Source organism: Chromobacterium indicum (assembly GCF_039708975.1).
Classification (GTDB): domain Bacteria; phylum Pseudomonadota; class Gammaproteobacteria; order Burkholderiales; family Chromobacteriaceae; genus Chromobacterium; species Chromobacterium piscinae.
Genome location: NZ_JAYFSJ010000026.1, coordinates 1 through 21411 on the forward strand (window position 1 = coordinate 1; position 21411 = coordinate 21411).

The following is a 21411-nucleotide window of genomic DNA, read 5'->3' on the forward strand; positions in this document are numbered from 1 at the left end:
TGGAAGCAGAACGGCAAAACCTCTACCGGAACCTGGGTCAAGAAGTACAAGCCGGAAATCTTCCCGCTGTACCAGTCATTCAAGGACGGCGCGCAGGGCAAGACCGTCAATGCCGACGCCCGGCAAAACATCCTGGCGAGTAAAAAGCTATGGGCGCTGGTGGGCGGCATGGTGCTGATGGCGGGCATGTCGGCGCGCTACACCTGGCTGTTCTTCCACCCAAAGCCGAAGAACGAGGCCACTGCCGCGCCCGCAGATCCTGGCAGGCCCGCTGCGCCAGGGGCGGCAACGCCTGCGCCTGCCGCACCCGCTGCGCCTGGTATGCCTGCCGGCCCCGGCTACTCCGACGCCTGGCGCGTGGTGGGCCGTTACGAGAGCAACGGCACGGCATGGGTAGTCGTGGCGAATGGGGCAGGGCGGTTGCGAGTTGAGTCGCCGTCAGTGTTCAGCAATGACGGACAGGCGACCGTCGGCATGATTGATGGGCAGAAAGTGACGGTATGGACCGGCTCTCCTGCAGCTGGGGCGCTTACTGGAGATCCGCGCAAATGAAACAGTGGTTGCTGATGTGCTTCATCCTCTTGGCCAGCGCGACGCGCGCGGCGGATCTGCCGGCGAAGGCGGTTAAATTCGACTTTCAAGGGGTGCCAGTCGCCCAAGTGGTGCAGCTGGTCTACACGGATGCGCTGAAATCTGGCTACGTGCTCGATCCCAAGGTTCTGCAGGATACCCGCGTCGTGTCGTTCCGCTTTGACGGCAAGGGCGATCTGCGGGCCTTCTGGCGCGCGTTCATGGATAGCTTGGGCTATCAGGTGGACAGCCGCGCCGGCATCGACTTCGTCCAGGCCAAGCCGGAGACCCAGGCCCTGGCGGGCGAGGTGTTCGTTTACCGCCCCAAGCATCGAGACGTAAGCTACTTGGCGGATCTGCTGGGGCCGTTCGTCAAAGGCTCGTTTGCGGCCAATCGCACGATTGCCGTGCCGCCTGAGCAGCGTTCGGACAAGCCGGCGCCCCAAGGGTCAGCCGCGGCGCTGCTGGATAAGGCCGGCTCCGATGTCCTGCTGTTCCAGGGCGACAAGACCGACATCCAGCGGCTCAAGCAGATCCTGCCCCAGCTGGACACGCCAGCGGGGCAAGTGATGGTCCGCAGCCTGGTCTACGAGGTGAACACCGGGCGAAAGGAGGGCAGCGCTTTCGACCTGCTGCTATCCGTCCTGGGTGGCAAGCTGTCGCTCGGGCTGAACACGACGGCCAGCCAGCAGGACAGCTTTATTCGATTCAAGTCCGGCACGGTTGACGCCGTGTTCAGCGCTTTGGCCGGCGACAGCCGGTTCAAGGTGGTGACGAATAGCCGGTTGTTGGTCAACTCCGGCCAAGTGGCGCACTTGTCGGTCGGCCAGGACGTGCCGACGGTGTCGTCAATCTCGTATCCGAACGGCGGCAGCACGCCGGTACAGTCAATCGAATATCGGTCTTCGGGCGTCATCTTCGATCTGACGCCGAATGTTCGCCCTGGTGGCGTCGATATGCGGGTGCGCCAGCAGATCAGCGACTTTGCCAAGACAGAAACCGGGGTGGACAACAGCCCGACGCTGACCAAGCGCGAACTCTCGACCTCGGTCGCGGTAGCGGATGGCGAAATGGTGTTCCTGGGCGGCCTGCAGCAGAACAAGGAGGAGGGCAGGCGCAAGAGGTTCAGCTTCCTGCCGCGCGCCCTGGACAGCGCGTCGTCGGATGCCAGCAGCAGCGAAATCGTGATGCTGTTGCAGGTCAGCACGCAAGGCCGGGGCGGATAAGCGCCCAGCAGCCGCCCGCCCGCAGCGGCAGCGAGGACGGACGGACTGCGGGGCGGGCAGCCGCCGGGCCACATCGAGCGGGCATGCCCCACATCGTCGCGCCGAAGCGCGCGCTAGAGCCTCCCCAGCCTGTCAATATCCAAACCGGAAGCCGCACGCGGAGCACAGCCATAGGCGAGCACCGAACGGGTGAGGATTTGCGGTATTGACGGGCCTGCCCACGTAAAGACCCTCCACGGCAAGGCCGGGGGATGTTGGCTTGCCAAGCATCCCCGGGGCATGCCGCCCGGCGAGGGCGCTTTTGACTTTTCAGGCCTGTACCATGGACGAGTGGAACAGGCCTTTGCCTTTGAGGTAGCCTCCCGCCATTCATAGCGGGGCGATATCCATGAAACCTGTTATTCGATTAGGCGATCCGACTGACCATGGTGGCCAAGTCACGAGTGCGTCGGCAACGACGACCATGTTCGGCAAAGCGGTTGCGCTGGTGGGTGACGCTGTCAGCTGCCCGCGACAAGGGCATACAAACTGCGTGATTGTTGAAGGCGATCCGTCATGGACCGTTGGCGGCAAGGGGGTGGCGCTCGAGGGTCATAAGACGTCTTGCGGGGCCTCGCTAATTTCAACGCTAGGGCAGGTGATGCGCAGCTATGAAGGCAGCGGCACAGCAACGGCAGGGACAGAGGTAGGAAATGCCGCCACTATCGCGGCAGCTGCGGCAGTGGCCGCAGGACTCATGTTCAACGAAAGGTACCAATTGCACGACGAAGAAGGCCAGCCATTGAAGAACGCCGAATACACGATCATTCGAGCTGATGGCAGCAAAGAACACGGCATATCTGACGGCAGTGGCTACACGCACATGATCGACGATCACAAGGCGGCTGAAGTGGTGGCAATCCATATCGGTGATTTCGATATGGGAGGTGATAATGGCTGAAAAGCTAGTCAGTAAACCGACAAAGACACCGTTGATCAAGGTGGCTGAAAAGACCACCACGCCCAGCACAGACAGTAAAGTCAAGGGTGTCAAGGTAGATAAGAAGGCTATCCGCAAGGCGCAGAACGAGGAATATCTCGCCAATCACAACGTGGCTGCATTCCTAAAAGCCATCGCCGAAGCCGAGGGCGGCGGGTACGATTTCATGTATGGTGCGATCAAGGGCAAAAAGAACGATAAGTGGCGCTTTAGCGATTACTCTAAGCATCCCGGCCCCGGCTACGGCGGCAAGACTAGCGCAGCAGGTATGTACCAGATCAATCTTGAGACATGGAAAGAAATGGGTGGGAACATGGGTCTGAAAGACTTCTCGCCCCATACACAAGACTTGATCGCAGTGGAAATTTTCAGAGCGGAAAAAGCCATTGAGGCAATCGTGGATGGCGATCTCGAAACATCTCTAAGCCGTTGCTCCGGACGCTGGGCTGCACTGCCGCAAGGCAAAGGCAAGCGGGGCAGGTACAAGCAACCATATGCCAAGTATGAAGATTTTGCCGGCTACTACACTTCAAACGGTGGAACTATCAAATGAGGCTGATTTCAGCTTTGGTAATGATGGCAAGTGTTTCGGCCTATGCCGCTGATCAGGCCGATTCCTTCCTTAAGAAAGACCAGCCATTCAAGTCAGCACGGAAGGCCGTGCTGACGCATGGATGGAAGCCGTTCAAGAATCCAGATCCAAGCACATTGATTGGAGTGGACAAGATTCTTTATCGAGCAGGGTATAAGGAGGTCTACTCTTGCGCCATGGACATCGGCGTCTGCATCCTTCAGTACAAGGATAAAAAAGGCCAATGCCTGTCGGTATTCGTAAAGGGCGAGGAGCTGCGGGACATGGTTGTCAGTGATTGGAACTATGAGTGTCAGTGATGATGCGACTCGACACAATTACTCTTTTGCTTTTGGCACCTGTTTGCCTGGCTGCCAAGCCTAAAGACCTAGACGTACAAAATTTCAAGACGAGCGCGGATGTTTGCGTTCATCTGTCAGGCGAGTGGGATGTGGATCTGCCGGAAGAGAACAAGGCCGAAATCAAAAAGAACATGAACGAGAGCTGCGGCCAGGCCAAGGAGCTGTATCTCGTCCTGCAGAAGCAATATCCGCATGATCGGGCCATCAAGCAGCTTCTGCGAAAATACCAGGACTTGAAGGACTATGAGGCTTGGAATTGAGATCCCGGCAGTTGTAACTAAAGCAGAGACCCGCCTTGGCGGGTTTTTTCATAAGTGTTTCCTCGTACATCCTTATGCTTTTACTAACGCTAGATTGCTGTTATGTCCTCTTGAGAGGTGGGCGCTATGCCGGGCTTGATTGTTGACTTCGTCGGTGGCGCATCCGATAAGCAGCACCGAACCGTGCCGGATGAGGCCGAGTTAGAGCGGCTAGGATATCGGGTATATCTGACTACGCGCGACAAGGCAGGCGAGGTTCTTGCCCTTGCCGTCCCGCTTGGGTGGACGGAGGACGAGGCAAGCTGGGCCATCCTGGAGAAGTTCTCCTTCAAGACCCTGGGCAACCCCGTGATGTGGTGACATCGCCGCCGCTGCAAGGCTCCGCCAGGGCCGGCGAAGCCGGCCTAGACGGGTGACTGGTATTACCCGTCTTTTTTCCCATTTTGACCCAAATTCCACTTACAGCGAGGGCTTTTTCCGGTATGTTGATGCCGTTGGCATTGTGGCGATGAGGGGTGTGATGGCGACAAAAGAACCTCCCAAGGGCTGGGGCACTGATGAGCTAACAAAGTTCTTGGACATTATTCACTGGAACAACTGGGCGGTGTTTTCAAATAAACACGCCGAATTTCAGTTGTTGCAGCAGGTCGACCAGGCCTTCTATACCATTTCAAGCAATCTAAATCACCCCCAAACCTTACTTGAACCAATGTTGTTGTTGCGCTCGCACTCCGCATATCGGGCAGCTTGTGGATTGGTGATGGGGGGGCAAACTGTCGATGCTTTTCCATCCCTTCGCAGCGTGCTGGAGTACGCCCTATATGCATTGCATATTCGTCGCAACTCTGGCTATGGGGAAGTTTGGATGCGCCGTCACGAAAGCGATGACAGTATCAGGGCCTGCCGAAGAAGGTTTGAGACTAGAAAAGTCATGGCTACTCTAGCAGCGGCTGATCAGTCTTTGCATGAGAAAATTCGCACCCTGTATGAGCGAACGGTCGACTACGGCGCGCATCCGAACGAACGAGCGCTAACCTCGTCAATGCAGATGAGGGCAGGTGACGATGACGTGGAGTTTCTGCATCTTTACGTGGTAGATGATGGCCCGGCCCTCGCTCATGCCATTAAGACTAGCGCGCAAATTGGGCTTGGCGCATTGCTTATTTTTCGCATGATGTTCAAGGAGCGATTCGACATCTTGGAAATTACCCCCAAACTTGATGAGCTAAAAAAGCAACTGTAAGTCACCGTCCCATGTCAACCATCACTGCTCAGTGTTTCAATCAACTCCGCCTGCCGCTGTGCCAATCGGTTTGCGCGCCGATACTCGGCCAGTAGCGGCAGCTCGGCGTAGTTGATCCGGGTGTTTGCCCTGGTTTTGGGTGATTAAAATTCCAATGTTATCGACCGGTATCCCGCTCCACGGCGCGCAGCGGAACCGGATCACGCCGCGGGGCAGGGGGCTGTAACGTCACGCCTGCCGCCATTGCTTGCGGGTTGGCCATGCCGCGCAGCCTCATGGCGATCCGTGCGATGTCCTCTTGCCTCGCCGGGCCGGCAATCCGCAGCGCCTTCAGGCCGACGCTTTCAACAACGCCATCCCGCGCGCGGTCCTTGTCTTGCTTGCCCTGGTGCGACCGGTCATCCAATTCCAAGATGGCCAACATGGTGAGGTCGTCTTTGCAGATGACGAAATCAGCCACTTTTTGGCTCATGGTCATCCACAGCTTTCTGTTTTCGGACTGCGTACCTCCCGTCACGTTGAGGATCTGGCTAAAGGCGACTTGAGGGAACACGATGAAGTCCGGCCCCAACTCCTTGACCAACAGCTTGTAGCAATCGATCTCGCGGCCCGTCAGCAACTGCTTCCTTTTGAGAAAGAAGCGGCTTTTACTGGCCTGGGCATGGCCTGCGCGTGGTGCACCTGATGTTTTCTTTAGGGCCAGAACGATGAAGGCGAGCAGGACCAGAAGCAGCAGTACAAAAACAAGTAGTAGGTAGCTCATGATAGGACTCCAGCAAGGAAAACCTTCATTCTCTACCTTTTTGTCATTGCCAATCCTGATGGTGTGCAAAAGGCCGGGCTAGCCTTTATCTCTGTGATTGAAGATGCCGCTTAGCAGCATGCCGTAGCGGGCGTCTTGGTGGCAGTTATGGCGATAGTAGTCGCGTTCCTTCATCAGCTTTTCAATCAGCTCCGCCTGTTGCTGCGCCAGCCGGTGCGCCCGTCGATACTCGGCCAGTAGCGGCAGTTCTGCGTAATTGATCCGGGTGCCGGTTCCTGGGCATACCAAGGCGTCGGCGCGGTCGCTGAGTTGGAAGTCGCGAAACGGGCCGTACTGCTTGCCAAGGGTCGTGCCGGTGCGATTGATGAGGTAGAGATAGACCAGCTTCGGCACGGGGTCGCGGCCACGTCGCCAGCGCTCAATTTTCTGAGGAGTGACGTCTAGTTCGTTGGCCAGGGTCTGGACGTCGCCAAAGCAAAGCGCCCGGTACAGATCGTCCGGGCGGCATGGAAAGGTGGCCACAGGGTTGTAGTGCTTCATCTGACGGCAAGCATTGAATCAGGGAATGACGTCAGTTTCGCGAAAGTGTTGCGTGCATGCGACATGAATCGTGTCAGTCGCGTAAAAATTTTCCGGCACAATCTTGCCCATAATTTGACTGACAAGATTTGACATAATATAGACCGTCATCATATTCAGCATCTAAATGCTGCGATATGTGCGTATTTTCGGCCCATGCTTTATTCGGGGCGAGGCTCCCCATTGTCAAAACTGCCGCTAGTCCGGCGATCCCCGCCTTGACGCCGAACTTTTTCCGAAAATCAGCCCAAATCTCCCGCCGTTCCTCGTTTTTCTCGCGCTCCATCTGCGCCGCTGCGATCACTTCCATCCCGTCAATACCAAGCGTCTTTGCGACCATGATGCATGTGAAATCATCCATGATTCGCTCGCCCGATCTATAGCTGCAGATGGCTTGCTTGCTGATCTTCAGGGCCGCTGCCGCTTTCGAATCGTTTTCAACTCCTAGCTTTTCAATCGCGTCCTGCAGGTATTCGATGCTCGGCTTCATGGTGTCAGTACCCCCTTGTATTGTCCTCACGTGTGGACTTAGCATTGCGCAAAGTCCTCACCCGTGGACTTGAGCATATTACCAATTCTAGCAGGGGAGGAAGATATGGGGCGCAATAGCCATGTGGTTCTTGAGGCGCATGATGTCCGCCGCGAGACAGGCACAGAGCCGCGCTATCGCGCCGTATTCGACCCCGACATGCCGGTGGCCATGCCGAACATGGCCAAGAAGCGCGATCTGCGCTACTGGCTTTCGTTGCCGCGCATTGGCGCATGGGGCGGCGCGGGACGTGATAGCGAGCGCCAGCGAGCAGCACGGCGCGCGCTTCCCCCCACTAGTAACACGGGGGGAAAGTCTGCACCGCAGGCAGAGGCGCAGAACCTCAGCCCGGAACTGCAGCAAATCAGCCTCGTTCTGGAGAATGGCGAGATCAAGCAAGTGATGGTGCGAGCAGGGTGGGGCGATGACTTGGCGCATATCGACCAAGTGTCGTTCACGGTCCACGAATCGACCTGTCACGTCATCGCCGGCCACATGATGGTGGCGGATGATGAATACATCCTGACCATGTCACAAAGGCTGTTCCAGATATTCGGCTTCGGCGTCTCCCACAAGCGGCCGAAGGGGATGAACTTCTACCGGGACACCTGGGTTCTCGGCCAGGAAGACGTTTGCTACGGCAATCTGTCCTTCGGCGGTCAACGCAACACGATGTTGATCCAGCTGACGGCCACCGGCTGCAATGCGGCTAACTCGGGCTGGGAAAAACGCCTGTACGACTTCCTGCAGCATGAAGCCGAGAATCCGCGCCTGACGCGGGTGGACTGCGCTTACGACGACTTCAACGGCGACTACAACGCCGATGTGATGAATGAAGAGGTGAGGGCGGGCCGATTCAATTGCGGCGGCCGCAATCCTTTCGTCGAACGGCACGGCGATTGGGACAACCCGGACGGCTCCGGTCGGACCCTCTACGTCGGCAAACGCAAGAACGGCAAGTTCTGCCGGGGCTACGAGAAGGGCAAACAGCTGGGCAGTCCGTCCAGCAACTGGTTCCGCGTCGAGGTCGAGTTCAAGGGCGTGGACCGCATCATTCCGCTGGAGATCCTGCTCAACGCCGGCAGCTATCTAGCCGGAGCCTATCCCGCCTTCGCCCGCTTCAAGGGCATGAAAACCCCGGAACGCATCGAGACCATCATCAAGGGCCAGGAATACAGCCTTGACCATCATTTGCACTATGCGGCGCTGCAGGTGGGGCGGCTGGTGAATTACATGCGAGAGGTTGCGTCCTGGTCGGTGGAATCCATCGTTGAACGCCTCGCCCGGCCCGAAGCCGGCTATCCGCAACGCCTGAAGCTGGCGCACATCAGCTGCGAGCTTGGCAATCAAGACTTCGTCCACGACTACGCCCATATCGATTACGACACCGACGCCTTTGTCAGGATGGCGCGGGAAGAGTGGCACGCCGGCGCCCGCTTCGCCCACGCCTAACCAATCACCCTCAGCGATTACGGCGGATCGCTGGCAGCAGGGAAGACGCCATCTATAGGAGATTTCCAGCATGCGTTTCCAAACTCAAATGAAGGTCATCGGCGCGAAGCGCTTCAAAGACACGGTAGACGGCACGCTCTACGACAACACCAAGCTCTTTGTCGAGGTGCCGCTCAATGACCAGAACGGCAACGCCGTCGGCACGGCTGCGCAAGAAATGGCCTGGGGCGACTCCGCCAACTTCGAAAAGATCAAGAACCTGCCGTTCCCGTTCCTGGCGGTGTGCGAGCTGGAGATGGTCACCAACGGCAAGACGTCCAAGACCGTCATCGTCGGCGTGACGCCCGCCAAGGGCGCAGCCGCGCAAGGGCAGGGCTAACCATGATCGGCCCCGTCTGGGTAGTGCAGGACAAGGACACGGGACAGTTCCTGTGTCCATTGGATGGTGACGTCGGGTTCACCAAGTTTCTGTCGGGCGCGGGTCGATTTGACAACCCCGAATCAGCGATCGACACCGCTCGCTTCATTCTCGGCAATTCGTTTGTGGTGTGTAGTTTTTTCGATGATGTGACCAAGTGCTATTCGTAGCACGCCAACTCTAGGAGAAAAACATGAAATTCCGTGAAATCGCTCGCCGCTACGGCTCCCGCGCCGCCTTGGCCGCCGCCATGACCACCGCCGCCGCCTCCGCCCTGGCGGAAGTGCCGGAAGAGGTCAAATCCTCCATCACCAACGCCGGCAAGGACGCCGCCATTCTCGGCGGTCTGGTGCTGGCGGTGATCGTCGGCATCTTCGGCTTCAAGTGGCTGCGCAAGGCGCTGTGACATGGGCTACAGCGTCGGCACGGCCTGCTATTCGAATCTGGCTGACGCGGCGGATGCGTACTACAGCGCCACCGCGCCGCGCCTCTCGGATACCGGCTATTCGGCTTTCGAAAAAACCGGGGCCGGCTGGCAGCTGAACACCTACCAAAACGGCCCGCAACGGGCCGTTTTAACCTCCAGCGTCGGCATTTCGCCCCAGCTGCCGGAATGCAACCCGGCCGAGCAGGTCCGCGACGGCGTCGCGCTGGGCTGGTTGGTGCTGCTGCCGGCCTTCATCGCCTGGGGCATCGTTGTCTTGCGCAGGACTTTGCAAACATGAGCGTCTACTTCCTGGCGGGCTTTCTGTCCGTGATCCTGGCGGGCTGGGTGATCCTCAAATGACCACACCGCCTATCCTGTTCCTGGCCGTGCTGTTCGGCCTGCTTGTTCCTCCCGCGCAGGCCGGCGGCTATCAGGTCGGCACCTATTACCGCTACGGCGACCAGATCACCCGTAAGGCCACCACCGCGGCGGATAAAGAACGCCTGTCCGGGACCATCATGAAGGTGTATCTCGACGACCGAAAATCGCTCGGCGTCACGACGCAGATCGCCTACGGCATGGAATCCAATATGATTCAGGGCCGGATGTTCGATCACTACAAAATCCCGGCGAAATCCTTGTCCGAACGCATCGGCCCGGCACTGCGCAAGAACATGCGCGGCGGGCTCGGCGGCATGATCGGCGGCGCTGCAGCCAGCATCGCCATTGATTACGCCATCGAAAAGGGCTGGGAATGGATGGGCGACGCCCAGGAATGGACCCGGCCCACGAATGCCGGCTCCACCGGCACCGGCAGCGGACGCGATCCTTACCAGGGCTACAACCCCGACTATCCGGTGGCGTGCTGGGATTACCCGAAGGCGAAAACGCTCTCCAGCTGCCTGGATCGGTTTTACGACGATCATAAAAACAGCTGTAACCGACAATACTACTTCCCCTCATACGAGACCAAAACCGAAGCGGTGGTGGTTTCGATATGCGGCGGCGTCGTGGCCGATCTCCACTTCAAACAGACCGACCCCAATATCCCCATTCGCACGCCGGTCCCGCGAACCAAGGTGAACGACGCCGATGTCGATGCGATGGCCGATGACGTCATTCTCAAGCTGTACAAGCCGCTGATTGAAGCGGTGGCCAAGGATGGCACGATCTTGGAAATGGATGATGCCGGCGAATCCAGCGTCAGCGGCGATCCGGTGACCGGTCCCAAGACCGTGACCGGCTCCAGCACCGAAACCCGCGCCGACGGCTCCACCGTCACCACCCAGACGCAGACGCAAACCACCTACAAGCCCACCGGGGGCGGCCTGATGGGCAAGCCAATCGGCTTCGAGCAAAGCACCACCTCGACCACCACGGTCAACAGCTGCACCGGGGCCGGCAGCTGCTCGACATCCACCTCGACCAGCACCACCAACAAGCCGCCACCGTCAGAGCCTCAGCAAACCGACTGCGACAAGTACCCCGACTCCATCGGCTGCAGCAAGTGGGGCGATCCGCCCAGCGTGCCGATCCCGGAAGAAAAACGAGAGGTTAGCTTCTCTCCGAAAAGCTTCTCCATGCCGGCGACTTGCCCGCCGAACTACGAATTCACGCTGTCCAGCGGCCAGCACTTCTCTTACTCGTTCGAATGGTTCTGCAAGTTCGCCACCGCCATTCGCGCGCTGATCCTCCTGGCCGCCGTCATCGTCGCGTACTTCATCATCTTCGGTGCCAGAAAGGGGGAGGGTAGCTAATGGCCACCATGAGTTCATTTTTGGTCGGCATGGTCAAGCCCATCATCGGCCAGATACTGGTCAGCCTGGGCCTGTCCGTCGTCACCTACTCCGGCATTCAACTGATCGCCGATCAGCTCAATCAGGCGATCCAAGCCAATCTCAGCGGCATTCCGTCCATCGCCGCCAATCTGCTCGGCCTCGCCGGCCTGGGCGAAGCGTTGGGCATCATCGTTGGCGCGTTTGCCTTCCGCCTGTCCATGAACGTGTTCAAACGCATCGAATTCAAACGGAGCTAGAGCCATGCTGACGTTGATTACCGGCGAGCCAGGGGCGGGCAAGACCGCGCTGGCCGTGTCGCTGCTGATGGAAGAGGTCGGCAACCGCCCGCTGTTCGTGATGGGGATTCCCGAACTGAAGATCAGCCATCAGCCGACGCCGCCGATTGCCGAATGGACGGAACAGGTCGCGCTGCCGGAAGACCCGACGCTCACGCGCCCGGTGTTCACCTTCCCGCCGAACGCCATCATCGTCATCGACGAAGCCCAAAACGTCTACCGGCCACGCTCGGCCGCGTCCAAGGTGCCGGACATCGTCGCCGCGTTCGAGACGCACCGCCATACCGGCGTCGATTTCTGGTTGATCACCCAGGGGCCGCACCTGATCGACTCCAATATCAAATCCTTGATTGGGCGCCATCTGCACATTCGCAATATGGCGCTTGGCCGCCAGCTCTACGAATGGTCGGAGTGCGGCGACCCCAAGTCCAAGGCCTCGCGCGACGTTGCCGCCCGCAAGCGCTACACGCTGCCCAAAAAGGCGTTTGAGCAATACAAGTCGGCTTCACTGCACCTGAAGCAAAGCAAGCGCATCCCTGGTTACGTCTGGCTGCTGGGCGCTGCCCTGGTGGCCATGCTCGCCCTGGGCTGGCTGTCGTTCCGCTCCATCAGCAACAAGATGGACCCGGACGCCGGCAAGCCGGCTCCCGCCAACGCCCAGGCTTCGCCCGATGCCGCGCCAGCACTGCCGACCGCCACCGCCACGCCGCAAGCGGCCGTGACCGCCGCCAGCCTGTTTGAAGCGGAAAACCCGCGACTTGCCGGCCGGCCCGAAACCGCGCCGGCGTATGACCAGATGCGCCAGGTCAGACAGATGCCGCAAGCGGTGGCCTTCATCGCCAATCGCCACACCTGCCACGCCTACACCCAACAGGGGACGCGAATTCAGATGACGGAAGCGCAATGCCGGGAAGAGATGAACGCGCCGCGCTTCAATCCTTATGTAGAGGTGGCCAGGGAAGCGCCTGCGCCTGTGGCCAAGGCTGAAGCCATGCCGACGCAAAGAGAGCAGGGTGGCAGCATCCAGATGCTGGGCGATAGCTCGCACAAGCCGAACATGTTTGACCGCCATCGCCAGGACTCGCCGGCAGAGAAGCGCCAGGAAGACCGCTCATAAAGGGAAGGGGGAGGAATGGAATTCTATTTGTGGCTCGTATGCTTCGTTATTGCCGCCGTCGGCCTGCCGGTGCTGCTCGTGTACTTGATCAAGAATGTGCGATAGGTCGTGAGCGGTCGGCCTCAAATTTGTGCTAATGGACAGCTTTCAGCCGCATCAATATGCTTTAAGGTGCTTCACCTTTTCCGATAAAGAGTGATGGCATGAAAAAGGTCATACGCTTGGGCGATCCGACCGACCACGGCGGCAGCGTTGTCAGCGCGGCCTCATCGACATCGATGTTCGGCAAGCAAGTGGCGTGTGTAGGCGACGCAGTCAGCTGCCCGCGACAAGGACACACCAACTGCGTGATTGTAGAAGGGGACTCCAGTTGGACTGTCGGGGGCAAAGCCGTCGCGCTTGAGGGCCACAAGACCAGCTGCGGCGCTGCGCTGATTTCAACGCTTGGTCAGGTGCAGCGTGATTATGAATCCAGCGCTAGCGCCAGTTCTGGCGCGCCTACGGGGGCAATTGCCGGGGTGGCCGCCTTGGCTGCGACCGCGCCAATGTTTTTCAATGACAAATTCCAGCTGCTGGATCAGGTGTCGCAGCATCCCCTTGCTCATCATGCTTACGCGATCGAGCGCGAAAACGGCGAGCTGGAGCATGGCGTTACCGATGATGAAGGCTATACGCACATGCTCGCGGACACGGTTAAGGCCGAAAATGTGAAAATCTATCTGGAATAGCACTATGGCCAATCAAAGCGTTAAATCTCCAGCTGGCAAAGAGTTGTTCCTGATCGCAAACCGAAGCTTAACCCCTGACTCGGACCAAGACGTTAAGCGGCTCCTGCTGAAGCGGGAAACCGTCGAAATACTGGTCAGCGACTCCCGGTTGATCTCTGCGGGCTCTCAATTTGGCCACACGGCTATCGAGATCGACGGCACGGTGTACGGCCGCGCGCATCCAGGCTGGGACGTCGACAATCGAGAGCATTACCTGATGCGGCAACAAACGAAAATGCACCGCGACACCTGGGGCTATAAGCTGGTAGTGTCGTCGCAGGAAAAAGAGAAGATACTGGCGTTCATCAACAAGCAACGGGCAGCGAATCGCCCGTATGACATCACCTACAATAGCTGCTCATCCAACATGGCCGATGCGTTGGGCGCCGCTGGCCTCATCGCACATGATCCTCGTTGGTCGTTCGGCAATGTTGTCTCTCCATCCGATCTGATGGCCGGTCTGAGCCATTCCAAGCGGCTGATCCAGAAAACCACCTATCCCAAACAATGATGAAACCTGCTTTGACACTGGTGGCGCTTGCCGCCCTGGCTGGATGCTCCGCACCCGATACGGACGCAACCGTGACACGGGACACCGTAGTCTATGCGGCGGTGAATGATGCGCGCGACAAGCCTGCGTTCACAGTTAAATCGGGAACTGCCTGCAAAGTAGGGGAGACCGTCTATGGCAAGGTGGACGCCTACACCGAGGTGATTTGTGGCAACAAAAAGGGATGGGTGTTAGATGCAGAGAATCTAAAGATAGTTAGATGAACGTGATAAGGGAGGTATCTTTAGGGTCTATTTTTTCCTTCCCTTCCCCAGTACAAATTGAATGTATTTTTCATTCATCTCAGCAATATTAAATATCGTCACAATAACATCCACCAAAAAGCAAACAGAATACAAAAATACCCAATACCCCACCATATTGAATGCAAACACAAAATACTGATTAAGATACGGCTTGCAGTCAGCAAGAATAGCATTTGCCAAAATAGCCACCAACATAGCCAATGCTTGACTTAGGGAGGCTAGGCATATTTGTGTAGTTATAGTTTTAAAGGTGGTCGGCGTTCCCTCAGCGGCGCTTTCAAGCTCATGACATAGCGCCTTTTTAAAATCATGATCTCCAAGGCTAATAAATATAGCAAAGCCCCCAATCGAAAAGCCTAACAAAGTTGGAATGGTATTTAAGACTTGCCCCCACCACTCATGCCTCATCCAATATTGCATGGTAAGCAACAACATCACAACCGAAATCCAAAAGTGCAGCGTCATAAATATGGCACATACTCCACCGTATCCAGAAACGAGTCTCAGAATGGAATTTAAAACAACAAACCCCCGGGGAATTAATGATGCAATCTTCATTAAAATAACCTTTCAATCTCTTTTCATGTGCTTTTCAATTAAATAACTTATAAGCCAGTTCCTTCTTGCAGTCGCATCAGTCGTTTTAATTTTGGGCATAACCCTATAAACAATAGGGACGCTTTCGCTAGAAACCTCCCCCATGCAAAGCTTTGCAAAGCCGCCAATCACCAAATTAATCATTTCTCCTTGCGAAGAATTATCCCTCTGAATAATTGCGGCCTTAGCCTCGCTATTTGGATCATCCTTCTCGGAAACTTTATCATCATCATTACTTGCGCCATCAACATTAGCCCTATTAAGCTCCTTAATTATTTGATCCATAACATCCGGATTGCATGACCTTAACAATATAGTTTCGCCTTTTATTATCTCAATGAATCTATTTTTGCCATTGAAATCAAACGCCTTTTCCAGCGAGCTAATCAAATAGGAAATATTAGGGATTGGATAAGCTGCTGCATTTTCGTTCTGGCTTTGAAATGCAAGACGCGCAACAACCCCTTGAAAGACATCAAAAACATTTTTCGGAGGAAGTACAATACCTTCCGGCTCGCACTCAAAACACAAAAGACCATCTTTGGGATTAAAAATGAATACATACTCTCTTTTATTTTCCCTTGTTGAAAAAATGGTCTTAAATTGGCCCGCAACAAGGCTCGCTTGCCCAGCGACAGGAATGCTTTTCTTCCCCACGATAGAGAAGCAAGCATCATCAGGAAAGTTCTCCACAATCAAATTGAATAGCGAGGTAAGATTTGATGATCTTTTGAAATCGCTTATTTTTAGCATGGCATAACATATATCTCTCATTGCAACGATCTCCCAGGCACTTCATGCAAGATAGACTGTGCTACAGAAAAATGTACTACGTAGTACTACTGAAGTTGCTGTTGTCACAGCGACCTCCTTATGACAATAACTTTTGATCTAGCCACTTGCTCATGACAATATCCCGTGCGGATAATTATGTGGTCGTCGCGCTATCGAGCGCGCTAGACGTTCTCTGGGTGTCAATGGCCGGCTCGGGAGACCGCATTATTTGCGGCGGCCGGTCATTGACACCCCCACCCGAAATACCCTCCGGACATCCGTCCGGGGTTGATGGCGCAGCCAATCATCCCCGGATGGATGCCCACCCGGCGAGGGGATTTAAAAAATGGAGAAGTGCATGGCACAAAATATTGAGGTTAAATGCATTAACAAAACGGACAGGAGTGATCCACATGAAAGAATTAAGAATATTGGTGGCGTAAATTCAAATGGAAGCCGGTGGAGAATGTCAGTTCCTGATGCAATCGTGGCGATAGAGCAGGGGAAGTACAATTTCTATGTGGCAGTAGGAGGGAAGTCCGTTTGGGTGGTAATAGCACAACATAACGGGAGAAAATATTTGAAAACAGAGCCCGATGGAATTCATCCAAATAACCTTTTGGCTCTACCTGAGTGCCCTTGATAAGGTGCAATTCAAAAGCGGACTAGATTGTCCGCTTTTTTTAATGAATTAAATCCGACAATCTTGCTGTGTCATCTTGTCCTGCACGTCACGCAACTTGGTAAACAAATCTCGGATTTTGGTGTTCGCTTTTGGGTCCATTTGTGTCATGTAATAGTCGCGCCATGTTCGGAGCTCCTCACATGATGGCAATGCGCGCCTGGGAGGCTCAATGACGAGAGGGTGCGAATAGGTGGGTGGGTTGCGGTTGTAAATGTAGGCGCGAGGGGCGTTAACAGATGGAGAAGGATAGTTCTCGTTCAGCTGTAAGGCACGCTTGGGCTTGAAGCCGTTGGGACATTCCGTTGCATTGGTAAACTCGACCTTGCCGCCGTTGACGCATTCCAGGACCTGAGAATTTGCCGTGTCACAGAACAGAGCTGCAGCCATGAATAGAATTCCCAGCCTCATAAGACCCCCGCCAGCATGATGACGAAGTCATTCTAAGGCATCAATCTTCATCAGGCGGGAAAATCTGGTTGATCAGCCAGCCGGCGCGGGCTTGCTGGTGGCAGTTCGACTGGTAGAAGTCACGCTCAGTCATCAGGCGTTCAATCAGCTCGGCCTGCTGCTTCACCAGCCGACTCAAGCGCCGGTACTCCGGCAACATGGCGATTTCGTCGTAGGGGATGCGAACGCCGGTTGCCGGACACTCCAGGGCCTCGCCGTAACGGCTGAGGCGGAACCCCCAGAACGGGCCGAACTGCTTGCCCAAGGTCGTATCAGAGCGATGGTTCAGCCACAGGAAAACTGCCTTCGGCACGGGCTCGCGTCCACGCCGCCAGTAGGCCAGCTGTTGCGCGCTGACACCGAGCTCGGCGGCCATTTCTTCAATGTCACCAAAACAAAGCGCCCGGTAGAGGTCATCCGGGCGGCAATGAAAGTTCGCAAAAGGCCTAGTCATGATGCAGAAACCGACGCGAGGTATGAGACCTGTGTCAGTTTCTGCCGAGTGTTGCGTAGGAGCGACATGAATCGTGTCACCAGCATTTTTGCTATTTGCTTGAAAATCCGCTCCATGCAGGATTTGACATAATATAGATTTGGAATGCGGATTCAACACAAGATATTGTGTTTGCATGAATGCCAGCCGCATACGCATTACTCGGGGTGAGGCTCCCCACTATCAGTGCCATTCCCAGCCCGGTGATCCCCAATTTGACGCCGAGCTTTTTCCTGAAATCCTCCCAGAACGCCTTTTTGTCTAGGTTTTTTTCTCTTTCCATCTGTGCAGCGGCAATCACTTCCATGCCGTCAATTCCCAGCACCTGGGCAACCATGATGCATGCGTAATCATCCATGATCCTCGCACCTGTCATGTACTGGCTCAGAGTGTTTCCGTTCAGACCCATCTTTTCGGCCTTTTTGTTCTGGCTCATGTCGCCCAGCTTTTCGATAGCGTCTTGCAGGTAGTCCACGCTTAGCTTCATGTCATCTCCGTTGTGGTCACGGTTGTGATTGGGTATATTGCCATCAATGGTCACGGTTGTGATCAGTAGCTTGTTGGTTAATTTTAGCAGGGGAGAGTTCCATGTACCGCGCTGTTCCGCAGTCCGTTGCAGTTCCCCAGCCGCTGGCGGCAGGTCGCTTCCGCCTCCTGTCGTTCACCTGGTTCCGCTACACCGGCCGTCCTGGCCGCCCGCGCCGCTTCCGCACCCCGTTCAAATTCATCGCAGACGTTCAACTGCGGTTGCTGTAACGCAATTTACCCCCGAGAGGATATTTTCATGCGCTCGCTGCTCACCATGTTCGAACACTCCCATGGCATCAGCCAGAAATCCGGCAAGCCGTACTCGATGGCCAACCTGCAGGCTCACTTCCCGGCAACCGACTTCAGCAAGGAAGGCTACAACCGCGAAGTGCGCGGCTATGAGCCGGTTCCGGTTGAAGTGGCCGAAGCCGCGATCGGCAAGCTGAAGGAAATGAGCTATCCCTGCATCGCTGACCTGACCACCGACACCAAGATTCTGCGGGTCAACGGCAAGCCTACTCCCGTCACCATCGTGACTGGCGTCACCAATTGGCAGACCCTGGTTCCGCAAGCGGCAGCGCCGGCCAAGGGCTGACCAATGAGCCTCTTTGTCGACTGGATCACCATCAGCCAGCGTCACCCCGGCCGACTGAACCCGGAAACGGGTGAGGTTGAGCCGGCGTTGCCGCTGGTGGATGACGGGATCGTCGGCAAATTCGGTCGAGGCGACGATGGCGAGTACTCGGAAATGCCTGATTGGGCGAGCCAGTCGGCCAAGAGCGTCAAAGGCTCGTTCTCCACGCTGATTCGGATCAAGTGCGATGGCTTCCGCGTCACGCTTTCCGGCAATGTGGGCCGCCTGGATCGTCCGGACAATCTCTTCAATCTCTCATTTGACGCCACCATTCAACGTTGCAATCAAATATTGGCGCGTTTCGGTTTGCCCCCGTTCACTGCAGGCGAGCGGCTGGTAAACCCAAATCCGTCAGCCTACGACGTCAAGCACGGCCTGTTCGAGTACTGGACCGGCGCCACCGTTTCCATGCTGCATATGACGCAAAACTTCTTGACTGGCTCCGAAGCCAATGCGCAGACCACCATTGATTGGCTCGCAACGCAGTCCTTGAGCCGTGTCAAACGTGGCCGGGCAGGGGAGACCACTGTCAATTTCGGCGACAACGGCGGCCGTAAAAAGCTGGTCGCTTACATCAAGTGGGCCGAAATGCTGGCCCATCCGCACGGCCGCAAACGCGAAGAAATCGAGCAAGACCCCGTCTACCAATACTGCCGGCAGGAAGGGGTTGTTCGGCTGGAGTTGAAAGCAGGTCGGCTGCTGCTCCGGGACAACCACCTGCGCTTCTTGGGTGATATCACCATGGAAAAACTGACTGAACTGTATGAGGCCGAGGTAATCCCCCTCGTGGGCCGCGTCAAAACGGATGTAACCCGTCTTGAATTGGAGCATCTTCCGGCCTCTGTTCGCGTCACGGCTGCTGCCTACCTTCGCGGTGAAAACGTACGCGCCCTTATGTCGCGTCGCACGTTTTACCGCCACGCGTCGCAGCTGCGCGAATACGGCCTGGATATCGCTGAGCCGCTGCCGACGCTGACCAAGTTTGCCAGCGTCATCAACGTCATCCAGATCAAGCCGCTGCAATGCCCTGAATGGTATTGGGACCATCAGCGCCGCATGACCATGTCGGCCATCCAGGGCGACGCCGTCGAGTCCGTCCAGCTCGTTGCCAATGGCGCGCCGGCACCGGCAGCGGGCGCAGGCTGCGCCGCGCCGCTGCCGGTGGCCGGCCGCCTTCAGGAGAATCCCTCATGCCAGTTTGCGCCGTCCCCGATTCGAACGGATCAATCCAGCTCACCACGGCCCAGCCTGATGGCTGTGCCGGATATGTATTAATTACGCCGTCTGAATATCAGCAACTGAATTCCGTGGCGGGTTTTCTACTGCCACTTACCCCGATGCAAGGGGCCCAGATTGGTTTTGCGATTGTTGGCGTCTGGGCTGTTGCATGGATCGTCCGCCAACTCGGACGCGCTTTAGAAAACTCAACTGGAGATTCATCATCATGAAAACCAAACTCGCTCAAATCGCCGCCGCTGTTTTCGTCGCTACCGCTGCCGGTTCCGCCATGGCTGATGGCACCATTGATGTTTCCGCCCTGGTCACGCAAATCGGTACCGCCAACGCGCCCGTCCTGGCGTTGGGCATGGCCGCCATTGGCGTCCTCGTGACTGTTTTCACCATCAAGGTGATTCGCCGCGCGCTGTAATCATCTGTCGTCATGGCATTAGGGCGGCGTTTGCCGCCCGTTTTTTATTGGAGGGCGATAATGTGGCGGGCTATTTTGTTTTGGTTGCTATCGTCGGTGCTGGCTGGATTATTTTCCGTTAGCGCATATGCCGATTATCAGGCTATTTTACGAGTCGGTTTTTATGGCAGCTCATACGGATCAATGGATGCTGCAGCGTCTGCGTGTCTCGCTATTCCTGGTGAGTGGACTGGTGTGGGTTGCAATGTCGCCGGTAATTTTTACCCGGCTACTGCCACGTATTCCTGCGGCTCTGGTGATGGTGATCCGACGTGGAATGGTTGGTGCAGATCGTCGCGTGATACGCCCCCAGGTACTGGAAACGGTAATGGCAATTCTAACCCTCCTTGCCCTGATCCGGCAGTCATGCAGGTGACGTGCGGTGCTAAATCCGGTCAGAATCAATCGGGTACGGTTAATCCCACGTTTGGCCCGGCATGCGATGGTGGTGCGGGCTCGTCTGGTATGCAGCAGTGTGGCGCTGGTTGTGCCATGACTGATGTCACAGTAGTTATGCCGCGCGCTAGTTATGTGAATCACGTTTACACCGGCAGCTATTGCACGCTGAATGGTGGTTCTCCCGGCTCCTATAATCCTCAGCCGCCTGCTTCGAATACCGCCTGCCCGGCCGGGCAGACATATGGCCAAATCAATGATATTCCGACCTGCGTCCCCAATGCGCCTAAACCGTCCACGCCGCCGCCTGATGGCTCCACCGATTTAGCGTGTCCTGCTGGAACGATGACCTTATACGATTCGAATGGTAAACCCCTCGCGTGTGTCGATCAGAAACCACCCGGCCAATCGTGCCCAACTGGAACCAACACTGTCACAGTAAATGGCGGTACATTCTGCATGGGTAATTCGGGTAATCCGACCACGACCAGCGATCCAACGCCGGGCGGCAAATCCTCTAGCGGTTCGTCTGGTTCCAGCGGCTCTTCTGGCTCTAGCGGTTCCACTGGTAACGGCTCGACCGGCTCTAATGGTGGCAAACCTGGCGATGCTAGTGGTTCAACTGGAAATAACAATAACCCGGCATGCGATCCAAAAAAGGATTCTAGTTGCAAACCTCCTTGTGACCCATCTAAAGACCCAAGTTGCAAACCCTGCGACTATACCGGGCTTTTTGCTTGGCTGTGCAGCAGCTCGCCGCCAACTGCGGATACATCAGCGGGCAATCTCACAAATGATCCGTCTATTGACGTTTCATCAATGCTCAACACCAATGATCAGTTTATGTCTGGCGCGACTTGCCCACCCGACTACTCGTTTCCGATTTCTCTTGATGGTTACACTCAACAAATCACGATTAGTTATCAAATATATTGCACTTTCGCAAAATACCTACGCCCAGTAGTAATTGCACTTGCCTTAGTGGCGGCGGCATTCATTATCTTTAGGAGGGGTTGA

At 56.3% G+C, this 21411-nt stretch carries 32 protein-coding genes; 24 read left to right on the top strand and 8 right to left on the bottom strand.

Translation table 11 applies throughout. The features are described 5' to 3' along the window. The 8 genes from VA599_RS23535 to VA599_RS23570 all read left to right on the top strand — a co-directional run. Positions 1 to 552, top strand: a 552-nt coding sequence (locus VA599_RS23535) for a hypothetical protein (RefSeq protein ID WP_346790914.1), incomplete at its 5' end; no start/stop codon positions are given. Beyond that, positions 549 to 1796: a type II secretion system protein GspD gene (locus VA599_RS23540; protein WP_346790916.1), complete on the top strand. Its 1248-nt coding sequence runs from the start codon at positions 549 to 551 to the stop codon at positions 1794 to 1796. The genes VA599_RS23535 and VA599_RS23540, both read left to right, overlap by 4 nt. Positions 1797 to 2184: 388 nt before the next feature. Next, entirely contained in the window at positions 2185 to 2736 is a 552-nt protein-coding gene (locus VA599_RS23545; protein WP_346790917.1) for a PAAR domain-containing protein, read from the top strand. Continuing rightward, a complete protein-coding gene (locus VA599_RS23550; RefSeq protein ID WP_231178313.1) occupies positions 2729 to 3328 on the top strand; it encodes a glycoside hydrolase family 24 protein in 600 nt (199 codons plus the stop codon). The genes VA599_RS23545 and VA599_RS23550 overlap by 8 nt, the downstream gene beginning before the upstream one ends. After that, a complete protein-coding gene (locus tag VA599_RS23555; RefSeq protein ID WP_231178315.1) occupies positions 3325 to 3666 on the top strand; it encodes a hypothetical protein in 342 nt (113 codons plus the stop codon). The genes VA599_RS23550 and VA599_RS23555 overlap by 4 nt, the downstream gene beginning before the upstream one ends. After that, positions 3666 to 3968 (top strand): hypothetical protein, encoded by a 303-nt coding sequence (locus VA599_RS23560; RefSeq protein WP_346790918.1) that lies wholly within the window; start codon positions 3666 to 3668, stop codon positions 3966 to 3968. Before VA599_RS23555 ends, VA599_RS23560 begins: the two co-directional genes overlap by 1 nt. A 126-nt stretch (positions 3969 to 4094) precedes the next feature. Then, positions 4095 to 4328 carry a hypothetical protein gene (locus VA599_RS23565; RefSeq protein WP_346788561.1) on the top strand — a complete coding sequence of 78 codons (234 nt, stop codon included), beginning with the start codon at positions 4095 to 4097 and terminating at the stop codon, positions 4326 to 4328. A gap of 52 nt (positions 4329 to 4380) precedes the next feature. Further along, entirely contained in the window at positions 4381 to 5211 is an 831-nt protein-coding gene (locus VA599_RS23570) for a hypothetical protein (RefSeq protein ID WP_346790919.1), read from the top strand. A 157-nt stretch (positions 5212 to 5368) separates the two neighbouring features. On the opposite strand, the gene VA599_RS23575 is transcribed toward VA599_RS23570, so the two are convergent. The 3 genes from VA599_RS23575 to VA599_RS23585 all read right to left on the bottom strand — a co-directional run bounded on the left by VA599_RS23575 (position 5369) and on the right by VA599_RS23585 (position 7043). Then, entirely contained in the window at positions 5369 to 5974 is a 606-nt protein-coding gene (locus VA599_RS23575) for a DUF2726 domain-containing protein (protein ID WP_346790920.1), read from the bottom strand. 78 nt (positions 5975 to 6052) lie between these two features. Beyond that, positions 6053 to 6514 carry a hypothetical protein gene (locus VA599_RS23580; protein WP_046158237.1) on the bottom strand — a complete coding sequence of 154 codons (462 nt, stop codon included), beginning with the start codon at positions 6512 to 6514 and terminating at the stop codon, positions 6053 to 6055. A 73-nt stretch (positions 6515 to 6587) separates the two neighbouring features. Further along, positions 6588 to 7043 carry a hypothetical protein gene (locus VA599_RS23585; RefSeq protein WP_346790922.1) on the bottom strand — a complete coding sequence of 152 codons (456 nt, stop codon included), beginning with the start codon at positions 7041 to 7043 and terminating at the stop codon, positions 6588 to 6590. A gap of 105 nt (positions 7044 to 7148) precedes the next feature. On the opposite strand from VA599_RS23585, the gene VA599_RS23590 reads away from it, so the two are divergent. From VA599_RS23590 to VA599_RS23635, 10 genes are all read left to right on the top strand, one after another. Continuing rightward, complete coding sequence (locus VA599_RS23590) at positions 7149 to 8534, top strand: replication initiation factor domain-containing protein (RefSeq protein ID WP_346790923.1); 1386 nt, start codon at positions 7149 to 7151, stop codon at positions 8532 to 8534. A gap of 70 nt (positions 8535 to 8604) precedes the next feature. Continuing rightward, the gene (locus VA599_RS23595; RefSeq protein ID WP_021476145.1) at positions 8605 to 8913 is read left to right on the top strand and encodes a hypothetical protein; all 309 of its coding nucleotides are present in this window, start codon (positions 8605 to 8607) and stop codon (positions 8911 to 8913) included. Between the two features lie 2 nt (positions 8914 to 8915). Beyond that, a complete protein-coding gene (locus VA599_RS23600; protein ID WP_021476144.1) occupies positions 8916 to 9122 on the top strand; it encodes a hypothetical protein in 207 nt (68 codons plus the stop codon). A 23-nt stretch (positions 9123 to 9145) separates the two neighbouring features. Further along, the gene (locus VA599_RS23605; RefSeq protein ID WP_346790925.1) at positions 9146 to 9358 is read left to right on the top strand and encodes a major capsid protein; all 213 of its coding nucleotides are present in this window, start codon (positions 9146 to 9148) and stop codon (positions 9356 to 9358) included. A 1-nt stretch (position 9359) separates the two neighbouring features. Then, positions 9360 to 9677: a hypothetical protein gene (locus VA599_RS23610; protein ID WP_081572101.1), complete on the top strand. Its 318-nt coding sequence runs from the start codon at positions 9360 to 9362 to the stop codon at positions 9675 to 9677. 58 nt (positions 9678 to 9735) lie between these two features. Then, the gene (locus tag VA599_RS23615) at positions 9736 to 11136 is read left to right on the top strand and encodes a virulence factor TspB C-terminal domain-related protein (protein WP_346790927.1); all 1401 of its coding nucleotides are present in this window, start codon (positions 9736 to 9738) and stop codon (positions 11134 to 11136) included. Positions 11137 to 11144: 8 nt separating this feature from the next. Beyond that, a complete protein-coding gene (locus VA599_RS23620) occupies positions 11145 to 11414 on the top strand; it encodes a DUF2523 domain-containing protein (RefSeq protein ID WP_346790928.1) in 270 nt (89 codons plus the stop codon). 4 nt (positions 11415 to 11418) lie between these two features. Then, positions 11419 to 12570, top strand: a complete 1152-nt coding sequence (locus tag VA599_RS23625) for a zonular occludens toxin domain-containing protein (protein WP_346790929.1) — start codon at positions 11419 to 11421, stop codon at positions 12568 to 12570. 203 nt (positions 12571 to 12773) lie between these two features. Next, a complete protein-coding gene (locus tag VA599_RS23630) occupies positions 12774 to 13298 on the top strand; it encodes a PAAR domain-containing protein (protein ID WP_346790930.1) in 525 nt (174 codons plus the stop codon). A 4-nt stretch (positions 13299 to 13302) separates the two neighbouring features. Continuing rightward, entirely contained in the window at positions 13303 to 13848 is a 546-nt protein-coding gene (locus tag VA599_RS23635; RefSeq protein WP_346790932.1) for a lipoprotein N-acyltransferase Lnb domain-containing protein, read from the top strand. A 290-nt stretch (positions 13849 to 14138) separates the two neighbouring features. Here the strand turns inward: VA599_RS23635 and VA599_RS23640 are convergent, their stop codons facing one another. Continuing rightward, complete coding sequence (locus tag VA599_RS23640; protein WP_346790933.1) at positions 14139 to 14711, bottom strand: hypothetical protein; 573 nt, start codon at positions 14709 to 14711, stop codon at positions 14139 to 14141. A gap of 12 nt (positions 14712 to 14723) precedes the next feature. After that, positions 14724 to 15524, bottom strand: coding sequence for a hypothetical protein (locus VA599_RS23645; RefSeq protein WP_346790934.1), 801 nt, complete (start codon positions 15522 to 15524; stop codon positions 14724 to 14726). A 358-nt stretch (positions 15525 to 15882) separates the two neighbouring features. Here VA599_RS23645 and VA599_RS23650 point away from each other — a divergent pair, with 358 nt between their 5' ends. Next, complete coding sequence (locus tag VA599_RS23650) at positions 15883 to 16167, top strand: DUF3892 domain-containing protein (protein WP_346790936.1); 285 nt, start codon at positions 15883 to 15885, stop codon at positions 16165 to 16167. Positions 16168 to 16215: 48 nt separating this feature from the next. Here VA599_RS23650 and VA599_RS23655 read toward each other — a convergent pair whose 3' ends face one another. The 3 genes from VA599_RS23655 to VA599_RS23665 all read right to left on the bottom strand — a co-directional run bounded on the left by VA599_RS23655 (position 16216) and on the right by VA599_RS23665 (position 17636). Next, positions 16216 to 16596, bottom strand: a complete 381-nt coding sequence (locus tag VA599_RS23655; RefSeq protein ID WP_346790938.1) for a hypothetical protein — start codon at positions 16594 to 16596, stop codon at positions 16216 to 16218. A gap of 61 nt (positions 16597 to 16657) precedes the next feature. Next, positions 16658 to 17110, bottom strand: coding sequence for a hypothetical protein (locus tag VA599_RS23660; RefSeq protein WP_168228430.1), 453 nt, complete (start codon positions 17108 to 17110; stop codon positions 16658 to 16660). A gap of 91 nt (positions 17111 to 17201) precedes the next feature. Next, positions 17202 to 17636, bottom strand: coding sequence for a hypothetical protein (locus tag VA599_RS23665; RefSeq protein WP_346790939.1), 435 nt, complete (start codon positions 17634 to 17636; stop codon positions 17202 to 17204). A 101-nt stretch (positions 17637 to 17737) separates the two neighbouring features. Between VA599_RS23665 and VA599_RS23670 the strand changes: the two genes are divergently transcribed. The 5 genes from VA599_RS23670 to VA599_RS23690 all read left to right on the top strand — a co-directional run bounded on the left by VA599_RS23670 (position 17738) and on the right by VA599_RS23690 (position 21411). Beyond that, a complete protein-coding gene (locus VA599_RS23670; protein ID WP_346790941.1) occupies positions 17738 to 17905 on the top strand; it encodes a hypothetical protein in 168 nt (55 codons plus the stop codon). Positions 17906 to 17933: 28 nt separating this feature from the next. Next, complete coding sequence (locus VA599_RS23675) at positions 17934 to 18272, top strand: hypothetical protein (RefSeq protein ID WP_346790943.1); 339 nt, start codon at positions 17934 to 17936, stop codon at positions 18270 to 18272. 3 nt (positions 18273 to 18275) lie between these two features. Further along, entirely contained in the window at positions 18276 to 19586 is a 1311-nt protein-coding gene (locus VA599_RS23680; RefSeq protein ID WP_346790944.1) for a phage/plasmid replication domain-containing protein, read from the top strand. Between the two features lie 169 nt (positions 19587 to 19755). Next, positions 19756 to 19959 (top strand): major capsid protein, encoded by a 204-nt coding sequence (locus VA599_RS23685; protein WP_346790945.1) that lies wholly within the window; start codon positions 19756 to 19758, stop codon positions 19957 to 19959. A 60-nt stretch (positions 19960 to 20019) separates the two neighbouring features. Next, entirely contained in the window at positions 20020 to 21411 is a 1392-nt protein-coding gene (locus VA599_RS23690; RefSeq protein ID WP_346790947.1) for a virulence factor TspB C-terminal domain-related protein, read from the top strand.